This is a genomic window from Streptomyces sp. NPDC052064 (assembly GCF_055585925.1).
Genome location: NZ_JBVJJE010000001.1, coordinates 371,676 through 393,245, shown reverse-complemented (window position 1 = coordinate 393,245; position 21,570 = coordinate 371,676). Strand labels below are relative to the sequence as shown.

At 71.8% G+C, this 21,570-nt stretch carries 20 protein-coding genes; 8 read left to right on the top strand and 12 right to left on the bottom strand.

The window, feature by feature from the left end:
- Positions 1 to 53 precede the first annotated feature (53 nt).
- From ACZ6TU_RS01835 to deoC, 3 genes are read right to left on the bottom strand one after another with little or no spacing between them, the layout of a single operon-like run.
- On the bottom strand, positions 54 to 938 hold the full coding sequence (locus ACZ6TU_RS01835; protein WP_467671700.1) for an aldehyde dehydrogenase family protein: 885 nt from the start codon (positions 936 to 938) through the stop codon (positions 54 to 56).
- Positions 931 to 2,367 carry an aldehyde dehydrogenase family protein gene (locus tag ACZ6TU_RS01830; RefSeq protein ID WP_467671698.1) on the bottom strand — a complete coding sequence of 479 codons (1,437 nt, stop codon included), beginning with the start codon at positions 2,365 to 2,367 and terminating at the stop codon, positions 931 to 933. The genes ACZ6TU_RS01835 and ACZ6TU_RS01830 overlap by 8 nt, the downstream gene beginning before the upstream one ends.
- A 21-nt stretch (positions 2,368 to 2,388) precedes the next feature.
- Positions 2,389 to 3,351, bottom strand: a complete 963-nt coding sequence (gene deoC, locus ACZ6TU_RS01825) for a deoxyribose-phosphate aldolase (RefSeq protein ID WP_467671696.1) — start codon at positions 3,349 to 3,351, stop codon at positions 2,389 to 2,391.
- Between the two features lie 112 nt (positions 3,352 to 3,463).
- On the opposite strand from deoC, the gene ACZ6TU_RS01820 reads away from it, so the two are divergent.
- Positions 3,464 to 4,168: a PH domain-containing protein gene (locus tag ACZ6TU_RS01820; protein ID WP_467671694.1), complete on the top strand. Its 705-nt coding sequence runs from the start codon at positions 3,464 to 3,466 to the stop codon at positions 4,166 to 4,168.
- Positions 4,169 to 4,431: 263 nt separating this feature from the next.
- Here ACZ6TU_RS01820 and ACZ6TU_RS01815 read toward each other — a convergent pair whose 3' ends face one another.
- The 3 genes from ACZ6TU_RS01815 to ACZ6TU_RS01805 all read right to left on the bottom strand — a co-directional run bounded on the left by ACZ6TU_RS01815 (position 4,432) and on the right by ACZ6TU_RS01805 (position 7,792).
- Positions 4,432 to 6,084, bottom strand: a complete 1,653-nt coding sequence (locus tag ACZ6TU_RS01815; protein WP_467671692.1) for a phospho-sugar mutase — start codon at positions 6,082 to 6,084, stop codon at positions 4,432 to 4,434.
- Between the two features lie 340 nt (positions 6,085 to 6,424).
- On the bottom strand, positions 6,425 to 7,261 hold the full coding sequence (locus ACZ6TU_RS01810; RefSeq protein ID WP_467671690.1) for a purine-nucleoside phosphorylase: 837 nt from the start codon (positions 7,259 to 7,261) through the stop codon (positions 6,425 to 6,427).
- A gap of 93 nt (positions 7,262 to 7,354) precedes the next feature.
- On the bottom strand, positions 7,355 to 7,792 hold the full coding sequence (locus ACZ6TU_RS01805; RefSeq protein WP_467671688.1) for a gamma-glutamylcyclotransferase family protein: 438 nt from the start codon (positions 7,790 to 7,792) through the stop codon (positions 7,355 to 7,357).
- 95 nt (positions 7,793 to 7,887) lie between these two features.
- Between ACZ6TU_RS01805 and ACZ6TU_RS01800 the strand changes: the two genes are divergently transcribed.
- Complete coding sequence (locus ACZ6TU_RS01800) at positions 7,888 to 9,336, top strand: NAD(P)H-quinone dehydrogenase (RefSeq protein ID WP_467671686.1); 1,449 nt, start codon at positions 7,888 to 7,890, stop codon at positions 9,334 to 9,336.
- A 165-nt stretch (positions 9,337 to 9,501) separates the two neighbouring features.
- Entirely contained in the window at positions 9,502 to 10,476 is a 975-nt protein-coding gene (locus ACZ6TU_RS01795) for a DeoR/GlpR family DNA-binding transcription regulator (protein WP_467671684.1), read from the top strand.
- 282 nt (positions 10,477 to 10,758) lie between these two features.
- On the opposite strand, the gene ACZ6TU_RS01790 is transcribed toward ACZ6TU_RS01795, so the two are convergent.
- On the bottom strand, positions 10,759 to 12,534 hold the full coding sequence (locus ACZ6TU_RS01790; protein WP_467671682.1) for an acetyl/propionyl/methylcrotonyl-CoA carboxylase subunit alpha: 1,776 nt from the start codon (positions 12,532 to 12,534) through the stop codon (positions 10,759 to 10,761).
- Between the two features lie 346 nt (positions 12,535 to 12,880).
- On the opposite strand from ACZ6TU_RS01790, the gene ACZ6TU_RS01785 reads away from it, so the two are divergent.
- Positions 12,881 to 13,357 (top strand): hypothetical protein, encoded by a 477-nt coding sequence (locus tag ACZ6TU_RS01785; RefSeq protein WP_469545918.1) that lies wholly within the window; start codon positions 12,881 to 12,883, stop codon positions 13,355 to 13,357.
- Here the strand turns inward: ACZ6TU_RS01785 and ACZ6TU_RS01780 are convergent.
- The 4 genes from ACZ6TU_RS01780 to ACZ6TU_RS01765 all read right to left on the bottom strand — a co-directional run bounded on the left by ACZ6TU_RS01780 (position 13,326) and on the right by ACZ6TU_RS01765 (position 16,022).
- Entirely contained in the window at positions 13,326 to 13,946 is a 621-nt protein-coding gene (locus ACZ6TU_RS01780) for a Maf family protein (RefSeq protein ID WP_467671678.1), read from the bottom strand. The genes ACZ6TU_RS01785 and ACZ6TU_RS01780 overlap by 32 nt on opposite strands.
- A gap of 32 nt (positions 13,947 to 13,978) precedes the next feature.
- Positions 13,979 to 14,107 (bottom strand): morphogenic membrane protein MmpB, encoded by a 129-nt coding sequence (gene mmpB / locus ACZ6TU_RS01775; RefSeq protein WP_010045609.1) that lies wholly within the window; start codon positions 14,105 to 14,107, stop codon positions 13,979 to 13,981.
- Between the two features lie 79 nt (positions 14,108 to 14,186).
- Positions 14,187 to 14,396, bottom strand: a complete 210-nt coding sequence (locus ACZ6TU_RS01770; protein ID WP_031132777.1) for an acyl-CoA carboxylase epsilon subunit — start codon at positions 14,394 to 14,396, stop codon at positions 14,187 to 14,189.
- A gap of 24 nt (positions 14,397 to 14,420) precedes the next feature.
- Positions 14,421 to 16,022, bottom strand: coding sequence for an acyl-CoA carboxylase subunit beta (locus ACZ6TU_RS01765; protein ID WP_467671676.1), 1,602 nt, complete (start codon positions 16,020 to 16,022; stop codon positions 14,421 to 14,423).
- A gap of 110 nt (positions 16,023 to 16,132) precedes the next feature.
- Here ACZ6TU_RS01765 and ACZ6TU_RS01760 point away from each other — a divergent pair, with 110 nt between their 5' ends.
- Together ACZ6TU_RS01760 and ACZ6TU_RS01755 are read left to right on the top strand one after the other, a co-directional pair.
- Complete coding sequence (locus ACZ6TU_RS01760) at positions 16,133 to 16,999, top strand: biotin--[acetyl-CoA-carboxylase] ligase (RefSeq protein ID WP_467671674.1); 867 nt, start codon at positions 16,133 to 16,135, stop codon at positions 16,997 to 16,999.
- A gap of 281 nt (positions 17,000 to 17,280) precedes the next feature.
- Positions 17,281 to 18,384, top strand: a complete 1,104-nt coding sequence (locus ACZ6TU_RS01755; protein WP_467671672.1) for an adenylate/guanylate cyclase domain-containing protein — start codon at positions 17,281 to 17,283, stop codon at positions 18,382 to 18,384.
- A gap of 38 nt (positions 18,385 to 18,422) precedes the next feature.
- Here ACZ6TU_RS01755 and ACZ6TU_RS01750 read toward each other — a convergent pair whose 3' ends face one another.
- Complete coding sequence (locus tag ACZ6TU_RS01750) at positions 18,423 to 19,127, bottom strand: hypothetical protein (RefSeq protein ID WP_469545911.1); 705 nt, start codon at positions 19,125 to 19,127, stop codon at positions 18,423 to 18,425.
- Positions 19,128 to 19,342: 215 nt separating this feature from the next.
- Between ACZ6TU_RS01750 and ACZ6TU_RS01745 the strand changes: the two genes are divergently transcribed.
- Together ACZ6TU_RS01745 and ACZ6TU_RS01740 are read left to right on the top strand one after the other, a co-directional pair.
- A complete protein-coding gene (locus ACZ6TU_RS01745) occupies positions 19,343 to 20,143 on the top strand; it encodes an enoyl-CoA hydratase/isomerase family protein (RefSeq protein ID WP_469545909.1) in 801 nt (266 codons plus the stop codon).
- A gap of 209 nt (positions 20,144 to 20,352) precedes the next feature.
- On the top strand, positions 20,353 to 21,504 hold the full coding sequence (locus tag ACZ6TU_RS01740) for a GGDEF domain-containing protein (RefSeq protein WP_469545906.1): 1,152 nt from the start codon (positions 20,353 to 20,355) through the stop codon (positions 21,502 to 21,504).
- The last annotated feature ends 66 nt before the right edge of the window (positions 21,505 to 21,570 follow it).

The window sequence follows — 21,570 nt, the reverse complement described above, 5'->3', positions numbered from 1 at the left end:
AGCCCCGGCCCTCCTGGACGGAGGAGGACCGGGGCTTCCGCTGTGAGGGGCACTTAGTACGAGGAACCCGACGCGCCCAGTGACCCTGTCGGGTGCCAGACCGTTTTTGTCTCCAGGAACGCCGTCATGCGGTCGATACCGGGAGTCTCCGCGTAATCCACAGGCTGTGGACGGAGGACGCGCTTGAGGTTGTCGGCCGCGGCGATCTCCAGTTCCTTCGCCAGGACCTCGTCGGCGCCCGCGAGGTCGATCGCGTTGACGTCCTGGTGGGCGGCCAGCGGGGTCGCGATCTCCGCCGTACGGCCCGACAGGACGTTGACCACGCCGCCGGGGACGTCCGAGGTGGCCAGGACCTCGGCCAGGGACAGGGCGGGGAGCGGGGACTTCTCGCTCGCCACCACGACCGCCGTGTTGCCGGTCGCGATCACCGGGGCGACGACCGACACCAGGCCGAGGAAGGACGACTCCTGGGGTGCCAGTACCGCGACCACGCCCGTCGGTTCGGGGGAGGACAGGTTGAAGAACGGGCCCGCGACCGGGTTGCCGCCGCCGACCACCTGGGCGATCTTGTCGGTCCAGCCCGCGTACCAGACCCAGCGGTCGATCGTCGCGTCCACGACCGCCGCCGCCTTGGACTTCGACAGACCCTCGGCGTCGGCCACCTCACGCGTGAACTGGTCGCGGCGGCCCTCCAGCATCTCCGCGACGCGGTAGAGGACCTGGCCGCGGTTGTACGCCGTCGCGCCGGACCAGCCGCCGAACGCCTTGCGGGCGGCCACTACCGCGTCACGGGCGTCCTTGCGGGAGGACAGGGGCGCGTTCGCCAGCCACTTGCCCTTCGAATCGGTCACCTCGTACACCCGGCCGCTCTCGGAACGCGGGAACTTCCCGCCCACGTACAGCTTGTAGGTCTTCAGTACGGTGAGTCGCTCAGACATCGAGGTACGCCTCCAGGCCGTGGCGGCCGCCCTCGCGGCCGAAGCCCGACTCCTTGTAGCCGCCGAACGGCGACGTCGGGTCGAACTTGTTGAACGTGTTGGACCAGACGACGCCCGCGCGCAGCTTGTTCGCGACCGCCAGGATGCGGGAGCCCTTCTCCGTCCAGATGCCGGCGGAGAGGCCGTACGGCGTGTTGTTGGCCTTGGCGACCGCCTCGTCCGGGGTGCGGAAGGTCAGGACCGACAGCACCGGGCCGAAGATCTCGTCGCGGGCGACGGTATGTGCCTGGGTGACGTTCGTGAAGAGCGTCGGGGCGAACCAGTAGCCGCTCTCCGGCAGTTCGCAGGCCGGTGACCAGCGCTCGGCGCCTTCCGCCTCGCCCTGCTCCACGAGGGAGGTGATGCGCGTGAGCTGTTCCTCGGAGTTGATCGCGCCGATGTCCGTGTTCTTGTCGAGCGGGTCGCCGAGGCGGAGCGTCGACAGGCGGCGCTTGAGGGAGTCGAGGAGCTCGTCGTGGATCGACTCCTGGACCAGGAGGCGGCTGCCGGCGCAGCAGACCTGGCCCTGGTTGAAGAAGATGCCGTTGACGATGCCCTCGACGGCCTGGTCGATCGGAGCGTCGTCGAACACGATGTTGGCGCCCTTGCCGCCCAGTTCGAGCGTGACCTTCTTGCGGGTGCCGGCGACCGTGCGGGCGATCTCCTTGCCGACGGCCGTGGAGCCGGTGAAGGCGACCTTGTTCACGTCCGGGTGGGCCACCAGCGCCGCGCCCGCGCCGCCGTAGCCGGGGAGGATGTTGACGACTCCCTTGGGCAGGCCCGCCTGGCGGCAGATGTCCGCGAAGAACAGCGCCGAGAGCGGGGTGGTCTCGGCCGGCTTCAGGACGACCGTGTTGCCGGTCGCGAGCGCCGGGGCGATCTTCCACGCCAGCATGAGCAGCGGGAAGTTCCAGGGGATGACCTGGCCGGCCACGCCGAGCGGCCTCGGGTTCGCGCCGAAGCCCGCGTGGTCGAGCTTGTCGGCCCAGCCCGCGTAGTAGAAGAAGTGCGCCGCGACCAGGGGGAGGTCCGCGTCGCGGGTCTCCTTGATCGGCTTGCCGTTGTCGAGGGTTTCGAGGACGGCGAGCTCGCGGGAGCGTTCCTGGATGATCCGCGCGATGCGGAACAGGTACTTGGCGCGCTCCGAGCCGGGCAGCGCCGACCACTTCTCGAAGGCCTTGCGGGCGGCCTGCACCGCGCGGTCGACGTCCGCCTCGCCGGCCTGGGCTACCTCGGAGAGCACCTCCTCGGTGCTCGGCGAGACCGTCTTGAAGACCTTGCCGTCGGCCGCCTCCACGAACTCGCCGTCGATGAACAGGCCGTACGAGGGCGCGATGTCGACGATCGAGCGCGACTCGGGGGCCGGGGCGTATTCGAATACCGATGACACGTTTTCCCTGTTCATGGGGTCTCAGTCCACCGTCACGTAGTCGGGGCCGGAGTAGCGGCCGGTGGCCAGCTTCTGGCGCTGCATCAGCAGGTCGTTCAGCAGCGAGGAGGCGCCGAAGCGGAACCAGTGGTTGTCCAGCCAGTCCTCGCCGGCGGTCTCGTTGACCAGGACGAGGAACTTGATGGCGTCCTTGGAGGTGCGGATGCCGCCGGCCGGCTTCACGCCGACCTGGATGCCGGTCTGTGCGCGGAAGTCACGTACCGCCTCCAGCATGAGGAGCGTGTTCGCCGGGGTCGCGTTGACGGCGACCTTTCCGGTGGACGTCTTGATGAAGTCCGCGCCCGCCAGCATCCCGAGCCAGCTCGCGCGGCGGATGTTGTCGTACGTCGACAGCTCGCCGGTCTCGAAGATGACCTTCAGGCGCGCGGACGTGCCGCAGGCCTCCTTCACGGCGGTGATCTCGTCGTACACCTTCAAGTATCGGCCCGAGAGGAACGCCCCGCGGTCGATGACCATGTCGATCTCGTCGGCGCCCGCGGCGACGGCCTCGCGGACGTCGGCCAGCTTGACCGTGAGCGGGGCGCGGCCGGCCGGGAACGCCGTGGCGACGGAGGCCACCTTCACGCCGGAGCCGGCGACGGCCTCCTTGGCCACGGCCACCATGTCGGGGTAGACGCAGACCGCGGCCGTGCTGGGCGTCGTACGGTCGGTCGGGTCGGGTCGGACCGCCTTCGCGCCGAGCGCCCGGACCTTGCCCGGGGTGTCCGCGCCTTCCAGCGTCGTCAGGTCGACCATCGAGATGGCGAGGTCGATGGCGTACGCCTTCGCGGTCGTCTTGATCGAACGGGTACCGAGGGAGGCCGCACGGGCCTCCAGTCCGACCGCGTCGACGCCGGGAAGCCCGTGGAGGAAGCGGCGCAGCGCGCTGTCGGACGCGGCGACGTCCTTGAGGGGGTGAGCTGCGGTGAGTGCAGAACTGGGCATGGTCACCAGACGAGCATATCTACGCGCGTAGCGGCTGTACAGCCCCTGAGTTTGCTCGGGTGGGGTCGGGGTTCGTTGGGGTGGTCCACGTCCGGTCCGGCAGAATCGAGGCATGACGAGCCCCGAGTCCCAGTCACCAGCGCCGCAGCCTCCGGAGCCCGAGTCCAAGGACCGGGTGTACCGGTCGGTTCCGGCCATCGCCGGCGGCGTGCTGCTGCTCGCCATCGTCGGGTGGCTCGGCGTCGACGCGGTGGTCTCGGGCGACGGGCGTACGCCGTGGATGGCGCTCGCCGTGCTGATCCTGATCGTGCCGCTGGTCGTCGCCTTCACGCTGCGGCCCGCCGTGTACGCGGGTGACGACCGGCTGCGCATCCGCAACCCGTTCCGCGTCATCGTGCTGCCCTGGGGACAGATCTCCTCGCTGAAGTCCGCCTACTCGAACGAGGTCCGCACCGAGTCCGGCGCGAAGTACCAGCTGTGGGCCGTGCCCGTCTCGCTGCGCGCCCGCAAGAAGGCCGCGCGGCGTGAGATGCGGGCGACGGCCCAGGCGCGGCGGGAGATGGGGCGGGACGAGGGGCGCGGCAGCGCGCTCGGGATGCGTGCGGGGCTGGGGCAGGGCCTCGGGGGAGATCCGGTGTCGGACGGGCCCGTGCGGGCGGAGACCGACCGGATCATGGATGAGCTGCGGGGGCTGCACGAGGCGCGGCAGCGGGCGGAGACGGCGCAGGGGGAGGTGACCGTGCGGTGGGCCTACGAGGTGGTGGGGCCGGCGGTCGCGGGGGCGCTGTTGGTGTTGGTTCTGCTGGTGCTGGGCTGAGGGCGCCGGCCCCGGGCGGGGTGCGCGGCTTTGTCTGGGTCGGTCCCGGGTCGGGGTGCGGGGCCTTGGTGGGGTTGGCCCCGGGGCGGGGCGCTCGGCTTTGTCTGGGTCGGTCCCGGGCTGGGGTGCGGGGCCTTGGTGGGGTCGGTCCCGGGCCGGGGCGCGCGGCCTTGTCGGAGTCGGCCCCGGGCCGGGCTGCCCGGCTTCGCCGGGGCCGACTTGATCCCCGTGCCGGGGAGCGGCTGTGAGAACCGCGCGTGCGGTCAGATGCCCGCCGCCGTCGACAGGTCGCGCTTGATCGACGCCAGTAGGTCCGTCGCCTGTGCGCGGGCCGCGGGGAGGTCGGCGTGGGTCGCGACCGGGACCACGACCTCCAGGTAGCACTTCAGCTTCGGCTCCGTGCCGCTCGGGCGGACGATCACCCGGGCGCCGTCGAGGGTGTAGCGCAGACCGTCGGTGGGCGGGAGGGTGTCCGTGCCCTGGGTGAGGTCGTCGGTGCGGGTGATCGGCAGGCCGGCGAGTTCGGTCGGGGGCTGTTCGCGCAGGCGGCGCATCGCGGCCGTGATGAGGGAGAGGTCCTCGACGCGGACCGAGAGCTGGTCCGTGGCGTGCAGGCCGTGTTCCACGGCCAGGTCGTCGAGGAGGTCGAGGAGGGTGCGGCCCTCCTCCTTGAGCTGCGAAGCCAGTTCCGTGATCAACAGCGCGGCCGTGATGCCGTCCTTGTCGCGTACGCCGTCCGGGTCGACGCAGTAGCCGAGGGCCTCCTCGTAGCCGTAGCGCAGGCCCTCGGCGCGGGCGATCCACTTGAAGCCGGTGAGGGTCTCGACGTGGGGGAGGCCCGCCTTCTCCGCGATGCGGCCGAGGAGGGAGGACGAGACGATCGACTCCGCGAAGGTGCCGGTCGCTCCGCGGCGGACCAGATGGGCGGCGAGGAGCGCGCCGACCTCGTCGCCGCGGAGCATGCGCCAGTCGTCGCCGTCCTGCACGGCGGCGGCGCAGCGGTCCGCGTCCGGGTCGTTGGCGAGGATCAGGTCGGGGGCGGGTGTCATCGCGCGGGCTTTCGCGAACGCCAGGTCCATCGCGCCGGGCTCCTCCGGGTTGGGGAACGCGACGGTCGGGAAGTCCGGGTCGGGGTCGGCCTGCTCCGTGACGAGGGCCGGTTCCGGGAAGCCGGCGCGGGCGAAGGCGGCGAGGAGGACGTCCTTGCCTACGCCGTGCATCGCCGTGTACACCGTGCGGGCGGTGCGGGGGGAATCCTTGGCGAGTACGGCGTCGGTGCGGGCGAGGTAGGCGTCGAGGACGCTGTCGTCGAGCGTGTCCCAGCCTTCGGTGGGGCGGCGGACGGTGGTGAGGGACGGGACGGCGGCGATCTCTGCCGCGATGTCGACGTCCGCCGGGGGGACGATCTGGGAGCCGTCGCCGAGGTACACCTTGTAGCCGTTGTCGCGGGGCGGGTTGTGGCTGGCGGTGACCTCCACCCCGGCGACCGCGCCGAGGTGCCTGATCGCGAAGGCGAGGACGGGGGTGGGGAGCGGGCGGGGGAGGACGGCCGCGCGGAGGCCGGCGCCGGTCATGACGGCGGCGGTGTCGCGGGCGAAGTCGCGCGACTTGTGGCGGGCGTCGTAGCCGATGACGACGAGGCCGGCGCCCCCGTCCCGCTGGGAGTGACCCTGCTTCTTGAGGTACGCGGCGAGGCCGGCGGCCGCGCGGATGACGACCGAGCTGTTCATGCGCATGGGGCCGGCGCCGAGTTCGCCGCGGAGGCCGGCGGTGCCGAACTGGAGGGTGCCGCTGAAGCGGGCGGCGAGTTCCGTGTGGTCCTGGGCGTCGATGAGGCGGGCGAGCTCGGTGCGGGTTTCCGGGTCGGGGTCCTCGGTGAGCCACGCCTGGGCCTGTGCGATGAGTTCGTCGTGCACGGTCTGTGTCAGCCTCTCGGTTGTGGGTGGTTCCGGGGGATGCCTGCGGCGGCCCGCTCGGGTGCGGTGGGGTGCGCGCAGCGCCTTCGCGGTGGTGGGTCGGGGCCGCGCCGGGGGGTGTCCGTCCTTGGAACGGCGCGATGGGGTCGAGTGCCGACTGACTGTCCGCTGACGCGCCAACCGCTGCGGGCGTACACCCCCCCGACACGTCCCCTTCTCGCCGTCGGCGGGTGCGGGCCCGTCGTGGCCGCCCTAGTTGCGGGCCGCCCTGCCGCTCGGGGGAGGCACCCCGTTCCGCCGGGTTGCGGACCCACCCGGCCCAGCAGCGGCGCCGGGTCGCTTACAGGCGTCCCAGGACCTGCGCGAGAAGTGAGCCCATCCTCGTCGCGGAGTCGCGGCCGGCCTGGAGGACCTCTTCGTGGTTGAGGGGCTCCCCGGTCATACCCGCCGCCAGGTTCGTCACCAGGGAGATGCCCAGGACCTCCGCGCCCGCCTCACGCGCGGCGATCGCCTCCAGGACCGTCGACATGCCCACCAGGTCCGCACCGATGACCCGGGCCATGCGGATCTCGGCCGGAGTCTCGTAGTGCGGGCCGGGGAACTGGGCGTAGACGCCCTCCTCCAGGGTGGGGTCGACCTCCTTGCACAGGGCCCGCAGGCGCGGGGAGTAGAGGTCGGTGAGGTCGACGAAGTTGGCGCCGATGATCGGGGACGTCGCCGTGAGGTTGATGTGGTCGCTGATCAGGACCGGCTGACCGGGGCGCATGCCCTCGCGCAGGCCGCCGCAGCCGTTGGTGAGGACGATCGTCTTGCAGCCGGACGACACGGCGGTGCGGACGCCGTGGGCGACGGCGGCCACGCCGCGGCCCTCGTAGTAGTGCGTACGGCCGAGGAAGACAAGGGCGCGCTTGTTGCCGATCCGGTACGAGCGGATCTTGCCTCCGTGGCCCTCGACCGCCGGCGGCGGGAAGCCGGGCAGCTCGGTGACCTGGAGCTCGGCCTCGGGAGCGCCGAGGGCGTCCACGGCCGGGGCCCAGCCGGAGCCCATCACGAGGGCGACGTCGTGGGTCTCGGCGCCCGTGAGTTCGCGCAGGCGGGCCGCGGCGGCGTCGGCGGCGGCCCTCGGATCTGCTGGGGAGGCGCCCTGGATGTCGTCCGGAAGAAGAGATGCGTTCACGCCGACGAGGGTAGCCGGTGATTGCCTACGCGCGTAGATGGCGGAGCTCACGGGGGCGTGATCGTTGTCTTGTCGTTTCCGACGAAACAGGGCTCAGCAGGGGCGCTTGCGCAGTTCCATCACATAGTCGTGCGGGGCGCCGGCCGACTCGGCCGCGTCGGCGATCTCACCCAGGTAGCGGGCTGAGGGCAGGCCGCCCTCGTAGGCGTTGAGGGTGAACGCCCACGCCTGTTCGTCGCCCTCCAGGGTGTGGACCCGCACGCGTGTACGGCGGTAGATGTCGAGCCCCACGCCCTCCCAGCGGTCGAGCGACTCCTCGTCCATGGGGGCGATGTCGTACAGCGCGACGAAGACCTGGGATACGGGGTCCTCGACGATCGTCGGCAGGGCGCCCTCCCAGCCCATGTGCTCACCGCCGAAGGCCAGTCGCCACCCGTTCAGCCAGCCGGTGGCGCGCAGCGGCGAGTGCGGGGCGCGGCGGGACATCAGCCGCGCGTCGAGGTTGCCGGCGTACGCGGCGTAGAGCGACATGGGGAGAGGGTACGGCAGGTGCCCCGCGGTCACTCGCGTAACGGAGCCGCATCGGGCGGGCCCCGGGGCGGTGCCACGTGGAGGCGTGCGGGACAATGGAGTACGTGACTCGGATCGTGATCATCGGTGGCGGACCCGGCGGATACGAAGCGGCCCTGGTGGCCGCGCAACTCGGTGCGGAGGTGACCGTCGTCGATTGCGACGGTCTGGGCGGGGCGTCGGTGCTCACCGACTGCGTGCCGTCGAAGACCCTGATCGCCACGGCCGAGGTGATGACCACCTTCGATTCCTCGTACGAGGAGCTGGGGATCATCGTCGCGGACGACACCCCGCCTCTGGAGCAGAGCGCCCGGGTGGTGGGGGTCGACCTGGGGAAGGTCAACCGGCGTGTGAAGCGGCTCGCGCTCGCCCAGTCGCACGACATCACGGCCTCCGTGACGCGTGCCGGGGCGCGTGTCCTGCGCGGGCGCGGGCGGCTGGAGGGCATGCAGGCGCTCGACGGGTCGCGGAAGGTCGTGGTGCGCGCCGCCGACGGGAGTGAGGAGACCCTCACGGCTGACGCGGTGCTCATCGCCACCGGTGGGCACCCTCGGGAGTTGCCCGACGCCCTGCCCGACGGTGAGCGGATCCTGAACTGGACCCAGGTGTACGACCTCGACGAGCTCCCCGAGGAGCTGATCGTGGTCGGGTCGGGTGTGACCGGTGCCGAGTTCGCCGGTGCCTACCAGGCGCTCGGGTCGAGGGTGACGCTCGTGTCCTCGCGCGACCGCGTGCTGCCGGGTGAGGACCCGGACGCGGCCGTCGTGCTGGAGGACGTCTTCCGGCGGCGTGGCATGAACGTCATGGGGCGTTCCCGGGCGCAGTCCGCCAAGCGGGTCGGGGACCGGGTCGAGGTGACCCTCTCCGACGGGCGGGTCATCACCGGCTCGCACTGCCTCATGGCCGTCGGTGCCGTGCCCAACAGCGCGGGCATGGGGCTGGAGGACGCCGGGGTCAGGCTGCGCGAGTCCGGTCACATCTGGACCGACAAGGTGTCGCGTACGACTGCTCCGGGCGTGTACGCGGCCGGTGACGTCACGGGCGTGTTCGCCCTCGCCTCCGTGGCCGCCATGCAGGGACGTATCGCCATGTACCACTTCCTGGGCGATGCCGTGGCCCCGCTGAACCTGAAGACCGTCTCGTCGAACGTCTTCACCGACCCGGAGATCGCCACCGTCGGCTACACCCAGGCCGATGTCGACGGCGGGAAGATCGACGCCCGGGTCGTGAAGCTGCCGTTGCTGCGCAACCCGCGCGCGAAGATGCAGGGCATCCGCGACGGCTTCGTCAAGATCTTCTGCCGGCCGGGGACCGGGATCGTGGTGGGCGGTGTGGTCGTGGCGCCGCGTGCCTCGGAACTGATCCACCCCATCTCGATCGCGGTCGACAACAATCTGACCGTCGAACAGATCGCGAACGCCTTCACCGTCTATCCCTCGCTGTCGGGCTCGATCGCGGAGGTGGCACGGCAGTTGCACACCCGCAAGGAGACCGGCGAGAGCTGAGGCCGAACCCGGCTCCTCGCTGGTCACGGGGAGTGTTCGCCCATTCGTACGGCATAGGCGGCGGGACTAGGCCCTATACCACTTCCCGCTGTTCCGTGCGAACATCTTCTGCTATTCAGCGCAAACTGCTGAAAGCAGACGGTCGCTGGCGTTACTGTCAGTTTCGTGTTCGCTGCAGAACGTCGCCAATTGATCCTCGAAATGGTGCGAGCGAACGGGGCCGTGTCGCTCCGTGAGCTCGCCCGCGTCGTCCAGACCTCCGAAGTGACCGTACGGCGGGACGTGCGCGCGCTGGAGGCAGAAGGACTCCTCGACCGCCGGCACGGCGGTGCGGTACTGCCGGGCGGTTTCACGCGGGAGTCCGGCTTTCCGCAGAAGTCTCATCTCGCGACCGCCGAGAAGACCGCCATCGCCGACCTCGCCGCGAGTTTCGTGGAGGAGGGCGAGGCGATCGTGGTCGGGGCGGGTACGACGACCCAGGAGCTGGCCCGCCGGCTCGCCCGGGTGCCCGGGCTGACCGTCGTCACCAACTCACTGCTGGTCGCACAAGCGCTGGCCCATGCCAACCGGGTCGAGGTCGTGATGACCGGCGGTACACTCCGCGGCTCGAACTACGCCCTGGTCGGCAGCGGTGCCGAGCAGTCCCTGCACGGGCTGCGGGTGTCGCGGGCGTTCCTGTCCGGGAGCGGTCTGACCGCGGAGCGCGGGCTGTCCACGTCCAACATGCTGTCGGCGTCGGTCGACCGGGCGCTGGTGCAGGCGGCCGGGGAGGTCGTGGTCCTCGCCGACCACACCAAGCTCGGGACGGACACGATGTTCCAGACCGTGCCGACGGATCTCATCACTCGCCTTGTGACGGACGAGCCGCCCGCCCACGACGACCGTGCGGCGACGGAGCTTCAGGCGCTTGCCGACCAGGGAGTGCAGATCGCTGTCGCGGGGGCGCCGGGGGGTTCGGCGGGGGCGGGAGGCCCCGGGGGTGACGCCGTCCCGGCGCGTCAGCAGCGTCGGGATGTGCCGTTGCCCGGGCCTCGGAGGCAGGCGCCGGGAGCGGGGAGTGGGTTGCGGTCGGCCACGATGCTCGGGGATCAGAGTCCTGGGGCGGAGCGGGCCAGGGTTGCGGATCTGCGGCGGCGTTGAGCCGACGGGTGGGCTGAGTCGCTGCTGGTTGCCAGGTGCTCGGCGTTGTTGCCGGGGCGGTGTGGTCCGCAGCCCGGCGTGGAGGGGGCAGCCGGCTGCTGAGGCCGGGGCGTTGCGCACCCCGGCTGCGGGGTGCCGCTGCGCCCACCCGTGCCGCCCTTTAGCGGCACGATCGCCCGCAGCCAGGGCGGCCACGACTGCCCGCAGCTGAGCGGAGACGGAGACACCCCCGGCGCGGCCCCGACTCGGGGCCGCGCCGTAGGTCTTGTCAGTCCTGTCCGGTCAGTCCTTGATCTCGCAGATCGCCGCGCCCGACGTGACCGAGGCGCCGATTTCCGCGCTGAGGCCCTTGATCGTGCCGGACTTGTGGGCGTTGAGGGGCTGTTCCATCTTCATGGCTTCCAGGACGACGATCAGATCGCCCTCCTTGACCTCCTGGCCCTCCTCCACCGCGACCTTGACGATCGTGCCCTGCATCGGGGAGGCGAGGGTGTCGCCGGAGGCGGCCGGGCCCGACTTCTTCGCCGCGCGGCGCTTGGGCTTGGCCCCGGCCGCGAGGCCCGTGCGGGCGAGGGACATGCCCAGGGACGTCGGGAGGGAGACCTCCAGACGCTTGCCACCGACCTCGACGACCACCGTCTCGCGCCCCGGCTCCTCGTCCGCCTCCAGGGCGTCCGCAGCCGCCACGAAGGGCTTGATCTCGTTGACGAACTCCGTCTCGATCCAGCGGGTGTGGACCGTGAACGGGTCGGACGAGCCGGTGAGCTCGGGCGCGAACGCCGGGTCCTTCACCACCGCACGGTGGAACGGGATCGCCGTCGCCATGCCCTCGACCTGGAACTCCTCCAGGGCACGGGCGGCCCGCTCCAGTGCCTCCTTGCGTGTGCGGCCGGTGACGATCAGCTTGGCCAGCAGGGAGTCCCACGCCGGGCCGATGACCGAACCGGACTCCACGCCCGCGTCCAGCCGCACGCCCGGACCGGACGGCGGGGCGAACGTCGTGACCGTGCCGGGGGCCGGCAGGAAGTTGCGGCCCGGGTCCTCGCCGTTGATGCGGAACTCGAAGGAGTGCCCCCGCAGCGCCGGGTCGTCGTAGCCGAGCTCCTCGCCGTCGGCGATGCGGAACATCTCGCGGACGAGGTCGATGCCGGCGACCTCCTCGGTGACCGGGTGCTCCACCTGGAGGCGGGTGTTGACCTCCAGGAAGGAGATCGTGCCGTCGAGGCCGACGAGGAACTCCACGGTGCCCGCGCCGACGTAACCGGCCTCCTTCAGGATCGCCTTGGAGGCCGAGTACAGCTCCTCCACCTGCGCGTCGGACAGGAAGGGGGCGGGGGCCTCCTCGACCAGCTTCTGGTGCCGGCGCTGGAGGGAGCAGTCTCGCGTGGAGACCACGACCACGTTGCCGTGCTGGTCGGCCAGGCACTGGGTCTCCACGTGCCGCGGCTTGTCGAGGTAGCGCTCGACGAAGCACTCGCCGCGACCGAAGGCGGCGACGGCCTCGCGGACCGCCGAGTCGTACAGCTCCGGGACCTCTTCCAGCGTCCGCGCGACCTTCAGACCGCGGCCACCGCCACCGAACGCCGCCTTGATGGCGATCGGCAGACCGTGCTGCTCGGCGAAGGCGACGACCTCCTCCGCACCCGACACCGGGTCGGGCGTGCCCGCCACCAGCGGGGCGCCCGCGCGCTGCGCGATGTGCCGGGCGGCGACCTTGTCGCCGAGGTCGCGGATGGCCTGCGGGGGCGGGCCGATCCAGATCAGGCCCGCGTCCAGGACCGCCTGCGCGAAGTCCGCGTTCTCGGAGAGGAAGCCGTAGCCGGGGTGGATCGCGTCCGCGCCCGACTCGCGCGCGGCTTTCAGCACCTTCTCGATGTCGAGGTAGCTGGTGCCCGGCGTGTCACCGCCCAGGGCGAACGCCTCATCCGCGGCGCGGACATGCAGAGCGTCCCGGTCCGGGTCGGCGTAGACGGCCACGCTCTTGATGCCGGCATCCCGGCAGGCCCGGGCCACGCGGACAGCGATTTCGCCACGGTTGGCGATGAGCACCTTGCGCACGATGAGGCTCCCTCCTTGAAACAAGCCGAGTTTAGGGACTGCCGACACGGCACTTCGACCCGTCCCCAGTGGTGAGCTTGCCCACACGGAGCGTGATGCCAGGCTCGCTCGACCCGCGAAATCCCTTGTCGCGCCGTGGTACGCAGTACTCCTCCGGGGAAACCCTAGCCCTCCCCTGTGGTCAAGGTCTCTGTCATCACGTGCTGCGGGCCACTCGGTTTCTTTGTGGAGTCCCTACGAATGGCCCAATGATTCTTTGCCCGCTGCCGGACCCTTGTCCCTGGGTTTACCGGTCAGTAGCGTTCGCGATGTCTCGGAGGGACGTCGGAGGAAGAGGGTGGGCCCGGTGGTGCGCAGGCCGGTGGCGTGGTTCGTGGCGGTGGTGCTGCTCGGCGAGGCGCTCGGCATCGCCGCGCTGAACTGGTTCCTCGGTGTCGTCGTCGACCGGCAGGACATGTCCCTGGCCGGGCTCGACCCGCACATGATGTCCGTGTCGTCGAAGGCCGGCGGGATCGCCTTCGGCCTCTACTTCGCGCTGTGCGGCCTGGTCGCCCTGCTGGTGGCGCTGCGGGACCGGCCCGCGGCGGGCTTCGGTCGGGTGCTGCTGATCAGCGCGGCGGTCGTGCACGGGCTGCTCGGCGCCTTCACCTGGGGACTCGTCGGCTGGCCCGCGTTCCTGTTCATGATGCTGGTGCTCGGCCTGATCGTGCTGCTGCTGATGACGTACGACCGTCCGGCCGAGCCCGCCGACGCCGCGCCCCAGGACGCGGCGGGCGGCGGCGGGGCCCCGGTCACTTCTCCGCCGGCGCCCACAATTCCGTGATGCCGACGCCCAGTTCGGCGAGCAGCCGGCGTACGAGGGGCAGGCTGATGCCGATCACGTTGCCGTGGTCGCCGTCGATGCCGTCGATGAACGGGGCCGAGCGGCCGTCCAGCGTGAACGCCCCGGCGACGTAGAGGGGCTCGCCGGAGGCGACGTAGGCGGCGATCTCCTCGTCGGTGGGCTCGCCGAAGTGGACGACGGTGGACGCGGTGGCGGAGGCGTAGCGGCCGGAGAGCGTGTCATAGACGCAGTGGCCGGTCTGGAGGGTTCCGGCGCGTCCGCGCATCGCCTTCCAGCGGGCGGTGGCCTCCTCGGCGTCCTCGGGCTTGCCGAGGGCCTGGCCGTCCAGGTCGAGCACCGAGTCGCAGCCGATCACGATCGCGCCCTTGGCCTCGGGCCGGGCCGCCACGACGGAGGCCTTCGCCTCGGCGAGGGCGAGCGCCAGCTCGGCGGGGGTGGGGGCGGTGACGGCGTCCTCGTCGACGCCGCTCACGATCACCTCGGGGGCGAGACCGGCCTGGCGGAGCAGTCCGAGCCGGGCGGGGGACTGGGAGGCGAGGACGAGTCGGCGGCGCGGCTGATCTGTCATGCGTTCAGCGTATCGGCGTCACCTGTCGCGTCTCACCTCACGCCGATCACGATCATCGCGAGCACCATGGCCAACGCCATGAGAACGCCCAGCCGCCGAAGCATGTCCTGCGTGTCCCGCAGTTCTTTCGGCGGTTCGTTCTCGGGGTCGGACCACAGCATGCCTTCCATGGTCGGACGGGGGGTGGGGGCGACGCCTGAGTACGAGTACTCAACTTGTCCCGGCCCCCACCCCTACGGGTCAGCCCGGCCAGTACGTGCGGCCCCATGCCGCCGGCCCCGGCTGGGGCAGGCGGTGGGCCGCGATGCGGGACGGGTCGGACCAGGAGTCGCGGGTGGCCGGCGCGCCGGGCGGCGTTGCGGCTGCCGCCGCGGCGCGGGCCCTGACCACCGCCAGTGCGGCGGCCAGCTCCTCCGGGGTCGGGTTGCCCCGTACGACCTTGATCGTCATGTGGGCCTCCTGGGTTCGCCGGTGCTAGAGGGGGATGTTGCCGTGCTTCTTCGGAGGCAGGGATTCCCGCTTCGTACGCAGTTGACGCAAGCCCCGCACGACGTGCCGACGGGTGTCGGACGGCATGATCACCGCGTCGATGTAGCCGCGCTCGGCCGCGACGTAGGGGTTGAGGAGGGCGTCCTCGTACTCCTGGATCAGCCGGGCGCGGACCGCCTCCAGGTCCTCACCGCCCTCCTCGGCCTCGGCGAGGGTGCGGCGGTGCAGGATGTTGACCGCGCCCTGGGCGCCCATGACGGCGATCTGGGCCGTGGGCCAGGCGAGGTTGAGGTCGGCGCCCAGGTGCTTGGAGCCCATGACGTCGTAGGCGCCGCCGAAGGCCTTGCGGGTGATGACGGTGATGAGCGGGACGGTCGCCTCGGCGTAGGCGTAGATCAGCTTGGCGCCGCGCCGGATGATGCCGTCGTGCTCCTGGTCGACGCCGGGCAGGAAGCCGGGGACGTCGACGAAGGTGATGACCGGGACGTTGAAGGCGTCGCAGGTCCGCACGAAGCGGGCCGCCTTCTCGCTGGCCGTGATGTCCAGGCACCCGGCGAACTGCATCGGCTGGTTGGCGACGATGCCCACCGGGCGGCCCTCGACCCGCCCGAAGCCGGTGACGATGTTCGGCGCGTACAGCGGCTGCGTCTCGAAGAACTCGGCGTCGTCCAGGACGTGCTCGATCACCGCGTGCATGTCGTACGGCTGGTTCGCGCTGTCCGGGACGATCGCGTCCAGCTCGCGGTCCTCGTCGGTGACCTCGAGGTCGGCCTCCTCGGGGAAGGCCGGCGGCTCGGAGAGGTTGTTGGACGGCAGGTACGACAGCAGCTGCTTGACGTACTCGATGGCGTCCTTCTCGTCGCCCGCCATGTGGTGGGCGACTCCGGACGTCGAGTTGTGCGTCCTCGCTCCGCCCAGCTCCTCGAAGCCGACGTCCTCGCCGGTGACGGTCTTGATGACGTCGGGCCCGGTGATGAACATGTGCGAGGTCTGGTCGACCATGACAGTGAAGTCGGTGATGGCGGGGGAGTAGACGGCCCCGCCCGCACACGGGCCGACGACCAGGCTGATCTGCGGGATGACACCCGACGCGTGGGTGTTGCGGCGGAAGATCTCGCCGTAGGCGCCGAGGGAGGCGACGCCCTCCTGGATCCGGGCGCCGCCGGAGTCGTTGATGCCGATGACCGGGCAGCCGGTCTTCAGGGCGAAGTCCATGACCTTGACGATCTTCTGCCCGTAGACCTCGCCGAGGGCCCCGCCGAAGACGGTGAAGTCCTGCGAGAACACGGCGACGGGACGGCCGTCGACGGTGCCGTAACCGGTGACGACCCCGTCCCCGTACGGCCGGTTCTTGTCGAGGCCGAAGTTGGTGGAACGGTGCCGGGCGAACTCGTCGAGTTCGACGAAGGAACCCTCGTCGAGCAGGAGCTCGATCCGCTCACGGGCCGTCAGCTTGCCCTTGGCATGCTGCTTCTCGACCGCGCGTGCGGAGCCGGCGTGCGTCGCTTCCTCGATGCGGCGTTGCAGATCCGCGAGCTTGCCCGCGGTCGTGTGAATATCAGGCTGCTGCTCTTCCGGCTCGGACATCGGGATGCGGCTCCCTGCCTGCTCAAAAGGGGGGACGGTTACTCATCCGTAGCGTAGTGGGGTGCTTCCGCTTCGGCAGTGCGGCGTTTACCACACCTAGGGTGGCTTGCATGACGCCGCGAGATGCATCAGAGCCGAACGGTAGCCGTTGGTCGGACCTGGACCGTCCGCCCCTCAACATCACCGCCCTGCGCAGGGGTCTGGTGCGTGAGGGCGGGCTGTGGTCCGAGGTGGACGTGGTGCAGCGCACCGGCTCCACGAACTCCGACCTGGTGGCCCGGGCCGCCGAGGGCAGGGCCGCCGAGGGCGCGGTGCTCGTCGCCGAGGAGCAGACGGCCGGGCGTGGCCGTCTCGACCGGCAGTGGACGGCGCCTCCCCGCTCCGGCCTGTTCTTCTCCGTACTTCTCACGCCGAGCGAGGTGCCGGTGGCGCGGTGGGGGTGGCTGCCGCTGCTCACGGGTGTCGCGGTGGCGACGGGGCTGTCGCGGGCGGCGGGTGTCGACACGGCGCTGAAGTGGCCGAACGACCTGCTGGTCACCGTGCGGGGCGAGGAGCGCAAGGCCGGGGGGATTCTGGCCGAGCGGGCGGGTGACGGCGGGGTCGTCATCGGCGTCGGCATCAACGTCACGCTGAAGGAGGACGAGCTGCCGGTGCCCACGGCGGGGTCGCTGGGGCTGGCCGGGGCCGTGAGCACGGATCGGGATCCGTTGTTGCGGGGAGTGCTGCGGGCGCTGGAGGAGTGGTACGGGAAGTGGCGTGCGGCGGGGGGTGATGCGGGTGTCTGCGGGTTGCAGGAGGCATATGCGGCGGGGTGCGCGACGCTCGGGAGGGAAGTGCGGGCGGAGTTGCCGGGGGACCGGGCCGTGGTGGGGGAAGCGGTTGCGGTGGACGGGGACGGGCGGTTGGTGCTGGCAACGGGGGAGGGGGTGCAGGAGCCTGTCGGCGCCGGGGACATCGTGCACCTGCGGCCCGTGTGAGGCTGAGGCAGGGGCCTTGCGCAGCCCGGCGGAGCGGGGTGCCTCCCCCAAGCTCTCGGCTTCGCTCGAGCAGGGGGGACCCCCATCGCCCACCCGTGCCGCCCCAGGCGGCACGCATGCCCGCGGATCACGGCAGCCCGGTCTTCGCGACGCCGGTCGGCATCATCAGCCCGTCCGGCGATCACCCCCCGGCTCCACCTGACGGAGTGAGCTGGCGCACACCTGCCGTAGAGTTGAGGCCGGTCGATACATGACCGTGACAGATCGGAAGGGCAGCACGCGTGACCGTCGAAGACCCGGATTCCGGCACGGACGCGCAGGGCGCCGACCCCGGCGAGGACCCGCTCGCCCTGCGCCTCGAAGGGCTCATTCTGGGGGCCGAGCGCCGGTACACCCCGTTTCAGGCGGCCCGCAGCGCCGGCGTCTCCATGGAACTGGCCTCCCGCTTCTGGCGGGCGATGGGCTTCGCGGACATCGGGCAGGCCAAGGCGCTCACCGAGGCGGATGTCCTCGCACTGCGGCGCCTCGCCGGTCTCGTCGAGGCGGGGCTGCTGAGCGAGGCGATGGCCGTACAGGTGGCCCGGTCCACCGGGCAGACCACCGCGCGGCTCGCCGAGTGGCAGATCGACTCCTTCCTGGAGGGGCTGACCGAGCCGCCCGAGCCGGGCATGACGCGCACCGAGGTGACGTACCCGATCGTCGAGCTGCTCCTGCCCGAGCTGGAGGAGTTCCTGGTCTACGTCTGGCGGCGGCAGCTCGCCGCCTCGGCCGGACGGGTCGTGCAGGCCGCGGACGACGAGGAGATGGTGGACCGGCGGCTCGCGGTCGGTTTCGCCGATCTGGTCGGGTTCACGCGGCTGACCCGCCGGATGGAGGAGGAGGAGCTCGGCGAACTGGTCGAGGCCTTCGAGACCACCGCCGCCGACCTGGTCGCCGCGAACGGCGGCCGGCTGATCAAGACCCTCGGCGACGAGGTGCTGTACGCCGCCGACGACGCGGGCACGGCCGCCGAGATCGCCCTGCGGCTGATCGAGACCATGGCGCACGACGAGACCATGCCGGAGCTGCGCGTCGGCATGGCGTTCGGCACGGTGACCACCCGTATGGGTGATGTCTTCGGTACGACCGTGAACCTGGCCTCCCGGCTCACGTCGATAGCTCCGAAGGACGCCGTGCTCGTCGACACCGCTTTCGCCGAGGAGCTGATCCGCACCCAGGACGCCCCGTCCTCGGAGGCGGAGGCGGCGGAGGAGGCCGCGGCGGCGGAGAAGGAGGGCGAGGAGCCGCCGACGTACCGGTTCGCGTTGCAGCCGATGTGGCAGCGGCCGGTGCGTGGGCTGGGCGTCGTGGAGCCGTGGCTGCTCACGCGGCGGGGCGGCGGCTGACGGGGCGGACCGGGCCGGTCCGGGACCGACCGGGGCTCTCAGCCCGGCGGGTCCACGCACAGGGCGATGACCGGCACGCACAGGCCCGGGTCCTGCGGTTTCTTCGGCTTCTCGGGGTCGGGTGCCGGGGCGGGCACGGTCCGGCTCGGCGGTGAGGGCGGGGTCTGGGCCGGGCGCGGGGCCTTGCCGTTGCCCGTGGCCGTCGCAGCCGGGGGCCGTGCCGTGTCGGCGGCGGTCGTGAGCCGGGGAGTCGCGGCCGTATGTGCCCCTCGGGTGTCGGCGGACGTGGACGTGTGCACGGCCGGGGCGGGCGAGGCGGCGGTCGGGCCGCGGGTGCCCGGCGACGGGGTCAGGCCGCCCAGGGCGGTGGGTGATGAGGGGCTCGCCTCGGGGGTGGCGGGGGCGGTGGCGCCGGGGTTCGTGGCCTCCTCCGTGCCGGTCGTGACCGGGTCCGGGTGAGGCTCGGCCTCGACGGTGCCGACGCTGTCGGTGCCGGGGCCTGAGGTCAGGCGTACGAGGCTCAGGACGCCGGCCGCCAGGGCGAGACCGCCGGCGGCGAGCAGGGCCTTGCGGGGGCGGGGTTTGCGGTGGCGGCCTCGGGTGTGTGGGGAGAGGGGGCCGGTTTCGGCCGGGGCCGATTCGTGGGAAGCGCCTGGTTCGTAGGGTGTGGCCGGATCCGGCCGGCGGGGTGCCGGTGTTCCGGTGTCCCGCTGCGGCGTCGGCGGCGTGTTCGTCGTCGTCATGGTCCCTCCCCGGTACGCACGCGCCCCCAGTGCGCCGTGGCGGATGCACGCTATGCGCTCCCATGGGCGATCGGACCGGAGTTGGGGTGGTGTCACCCGAACGGGTGGGCGGGATGGTGGTGCGGGAACCGGACGCGTCCGCTCTTTCGCGGGTGGGGCGGGGCTGCGATGATCGGAGCGGCGATGTTGTTAACCCGCGTTAACCGGAGGGTGTCATGAGTGAGGAACGGTTCGGGGAGTTCGTGCTGGTGCGGCGGCATGAGCAGGGGCATGTCGCGGAGCTCGTCCTCGACCGGCCCAAGGCCATGAACGCGGTGTCGACGGAGATGGCGCGGTCCATCGCCGGGGCGTGTACGGCGCTGGGGGAGGACCGGGACGTACGGGTGGTCGTGCTGACCTCGACACATGACCGGGCGTTCTGTGTCGGGGCCGATCTGAAGGAGCGGAACTCGTTCAGCGATGCGGAGCTGGTGCGGCAGCGGCCGGTGGCGCGGGGGGCGTACACCGGGGTGCTGGAGTTGCCGGTGCCGACGGTGGCGGCGGTGCACGGGTTCGCGCTGGGGGGCGGGTTCGAGCTGGCGCTGGCCTGTGACGTGATCGTCGCGGACCGGACGGCGGTGGTGGGGTTGCCGGAGGTGTCGGTGGGGGTGATCCCCGGTGGTGGGGGTACGCAGCTGCTGCCGCGCCGGGTGGGCGCGGCGCGGGCGGCTGAGCTGATCTTCTCGGCGCGGCGGGTGGAAGCTGTCGAGGCGGGGGAGTTGGGGCTGGTCGATCAGGTGGTGGAGGAGGGGCGGGACCGGGAGTCGGCGTTGGAGCTGGCTGCTCGGATCGCCGGGAATTCGCCTGTGGGGTTGCGGGCGGCGAAGCGGGCGTTGCGGTTGGGGCAGGGGCTGGATCTGCGGGCCGGGCTCGAGGTGGAGGACGCGGCCTGGCGGGCTGTGGCGTTTTCGGGGGATCGGGCGGAGGGGGTCGCTGCGTTCAACGAGAAGCGGAGGCCGGAGTGGCCGGGGGAGTGAGCTGAGGGTGGTTGTCCCGTGCTCGGCGGTTGTGCTGGGGCGGGGTGGGTGCGCGGCCCGGCGGCCGCGACGGCCGGATCGTTGCGGGGGGACCCCCATCGCCCTCAGCCGCACGACTGCCCGCAGCTGGGCCGGCTCAGGGGCGTCCAGTCCTCCCCGTTCGCCCCGTCAACAGAACCAAATGGCTGGAAACTGCCTAGCCTGGGGTGATGGGTGAGGACAGACGGCTCGTGGCTGTCGTCGCGTTGGCTCAGGGGATGGCGGCCGCGCACGGGTTGCGTGAGGCATGGCGTGCGGCGGCTGTCGGGGCGTGCCGGGCGCTGGGCGGGAGCTTTGCCGCGCTGTCGGTGTGGGAGCGGGAGCTCGGGCGGCTGAAGGTCCTCGTGAACGTCGGTGAGCTGGCCGACGGGGAAGAGGAGTTCCCGGAGGACGAGTCCTATCCGGTCCACCAGTTCGCGGAGATCACCGAGTTCCTGCACGAGCAGTGGGCCGGTGGCGGGGAACCGGACGCCTGGGTCGAGACCGCCGAGGGGCCCGCCGCCGGGCGGCGCCCGGGATACTGCCATCAGCGCGTCGCCGCCCTGCGCCGCCGTGGCCGCGGCTGCTGCGTGGTCGCGCCCATCGTGCTGCACGGCCGTGCCTGGGGGGAGCTGTACGTCGCCCGGCGGGTCGGGGAGCCCGTCTTCGAGCGGGCCGACGCCGACTTCGCCACCGTCCTGGCCGCCGTCGTCGCCGCTGGTATCGCCCAGACCGAGCGGCTGGAGGAGGCCCGGCGTCTCGCGTTCACCGACGCGCTGACGGGACTGGCCAACCGCCGTGCCGTGGACGTCCGCCTGGAGCAGGCGATCGAGCGGCACCGCAGGGACGCAGCCGTCGTCAGCCTCGTCGTCTGCGATCTGAACGGGCTCAAGCGAGTCAACGACACCCACGGGCACGCCGCGGGTGACCGGCTCCTCGAGCGTTTCGGCTCGGTGCTGTCGCTGTGCGGGGCCATGCTGCCCGGGGCCCTGGCGGCGCGGCTCGGCGGGGACGAGTTCTGTCTGCTCGCGGTCGGGCCGTCCGCCGACGAGGTCGTGAAGGCGGCCGGTGAACTGTGTCGCCGGGCCGCCGAGTTGGAGCTCGGCGACGGTGTCGCCTGCGGAGTCGCGTCCACCGAGGATCCGATCGGGCCTGTGCGCTCGGCTCGGCGGCTCTTCCGGCTCGCCGACGCCGCCCAGTACCGGGCGAAGGCCGAGCGGGCCACGCGGCCGGTCGTCGCCGGCCGGGCCGGGCCCGACGATCCCGTCGTGCGGCTCGCGGACGAGCCGTCCCAGGAGACCGACGGTGAGCGCCGGCGCTTCCGTGGGCGGCACGCACCGTAGCGAGCGGGCCGGGGCGGCGCGCGTGTGACGTATCGGTAAGGGGTGAACCGGGCCCCCAGTGGTGAC

What these genes read in the sequence shown, in the direction of transcription:
- mmpB (WP_010045609.1), bottom strand. Translation starts at nt 14,107, where the DNA reads ATGCTGTGGTCCGACCCCGAGAACGAACCGCCGAAAGAACTGCGGGAC.
- ACZ6TU_RS01800 (WP_467671686.1), top strand. Translation starts at nt 7,888, where the DNA reads ATGGAGTACGTGACTCGGATCGTGATCATCGGTGGCGGACCCGGCGGA.
- ACZ6TU_RS01835 (WP_467671700.1), bottom strand. Translation starts at nt 938, where the DNA reads ATGTCTGAGCGACTCACCGTACTGAAGACCTACAAGCTGTACGTGGGC.
- ACZ6TU_RS01820 (WP_467671694.1), top strand. Translation starts at nt 3,464, where the DNA reads ATGACGAGCCCCGAGTCCCAGTCACCAGCGCCGCAGCCTCCGGAGCCC.
- ACZ6TU_RS01750 (WP_469545911.1), bottom strand. Translation starts at nt 19,127, where the DNA reads ATGACGACGACGAACACGCCGCCGACGCCGCAGCGGGACACCGGAACA.
- ACZ6TU_RS01740 (WP_469545906.1), top strand. Translation starts at nt 20,353, where the DNA reads ATGGGTGAGGACAGACGGCTCGTGGCTGTCGTCGCGTTGGCTCAGGGG.
- ACZ6TU_RS01760 (WP_467671674.1), top strand. Translation starts at nt 16,133, where the DNA reads ATGACGCCGCGAGATGCATCAGAGCCGAACGGTAGCCGTTGGTCGGAC.
- ACZ6TU_RS01770 (WP_031132777.1), bottom strand. Translation starts at nt 14,396, where the DNA reads ATGACGATCAAGGTCGTACGGGGCAACCCGACCCCGGAGGAGCTGGCC.
- ACZ6TU_RS01765 (WP_467671676.1), bottom strand. Translation starts at nt 16,022, where the DNA reads ATGTCCGAGCCGGAAGAGCAGCAGCCTGATATTCACACGACCGCGGGC.
- ACZ6TU_RS01745 (WP_469545909.1), top strand. Translation starts at nt 19,343, where the DNA reads ATGAGTGAGGAACGGTTCGGGGAGTTCGTGCTGGTGCGGCGGCATGAG.
- deoC (WP_467671696.1), bottom strand. Translation starts at nt 3,351, where the DNA reads ATGCCCAGTTCTGCACTCACCGCAGCTCACCCCCTCAAGGACGTCGCC.
- ACZ6TU_RS01805 (WP_467671688.1), bottom strand. Translation starts at nt 7,792, where the DNA reads ATGTCGCTCTACGCCGCGTACGCCGGCAACCTCGACGCGCGGCTGATG.
- ACZ6TU_RS01780 (WP_467671678.1), bottom strand. Translation starts at nt 13,946, where the DNA reads ATGACAGATCAGCCGCGCCGCCGACTCGTCCTCGCCTCCCAGTCCCCC.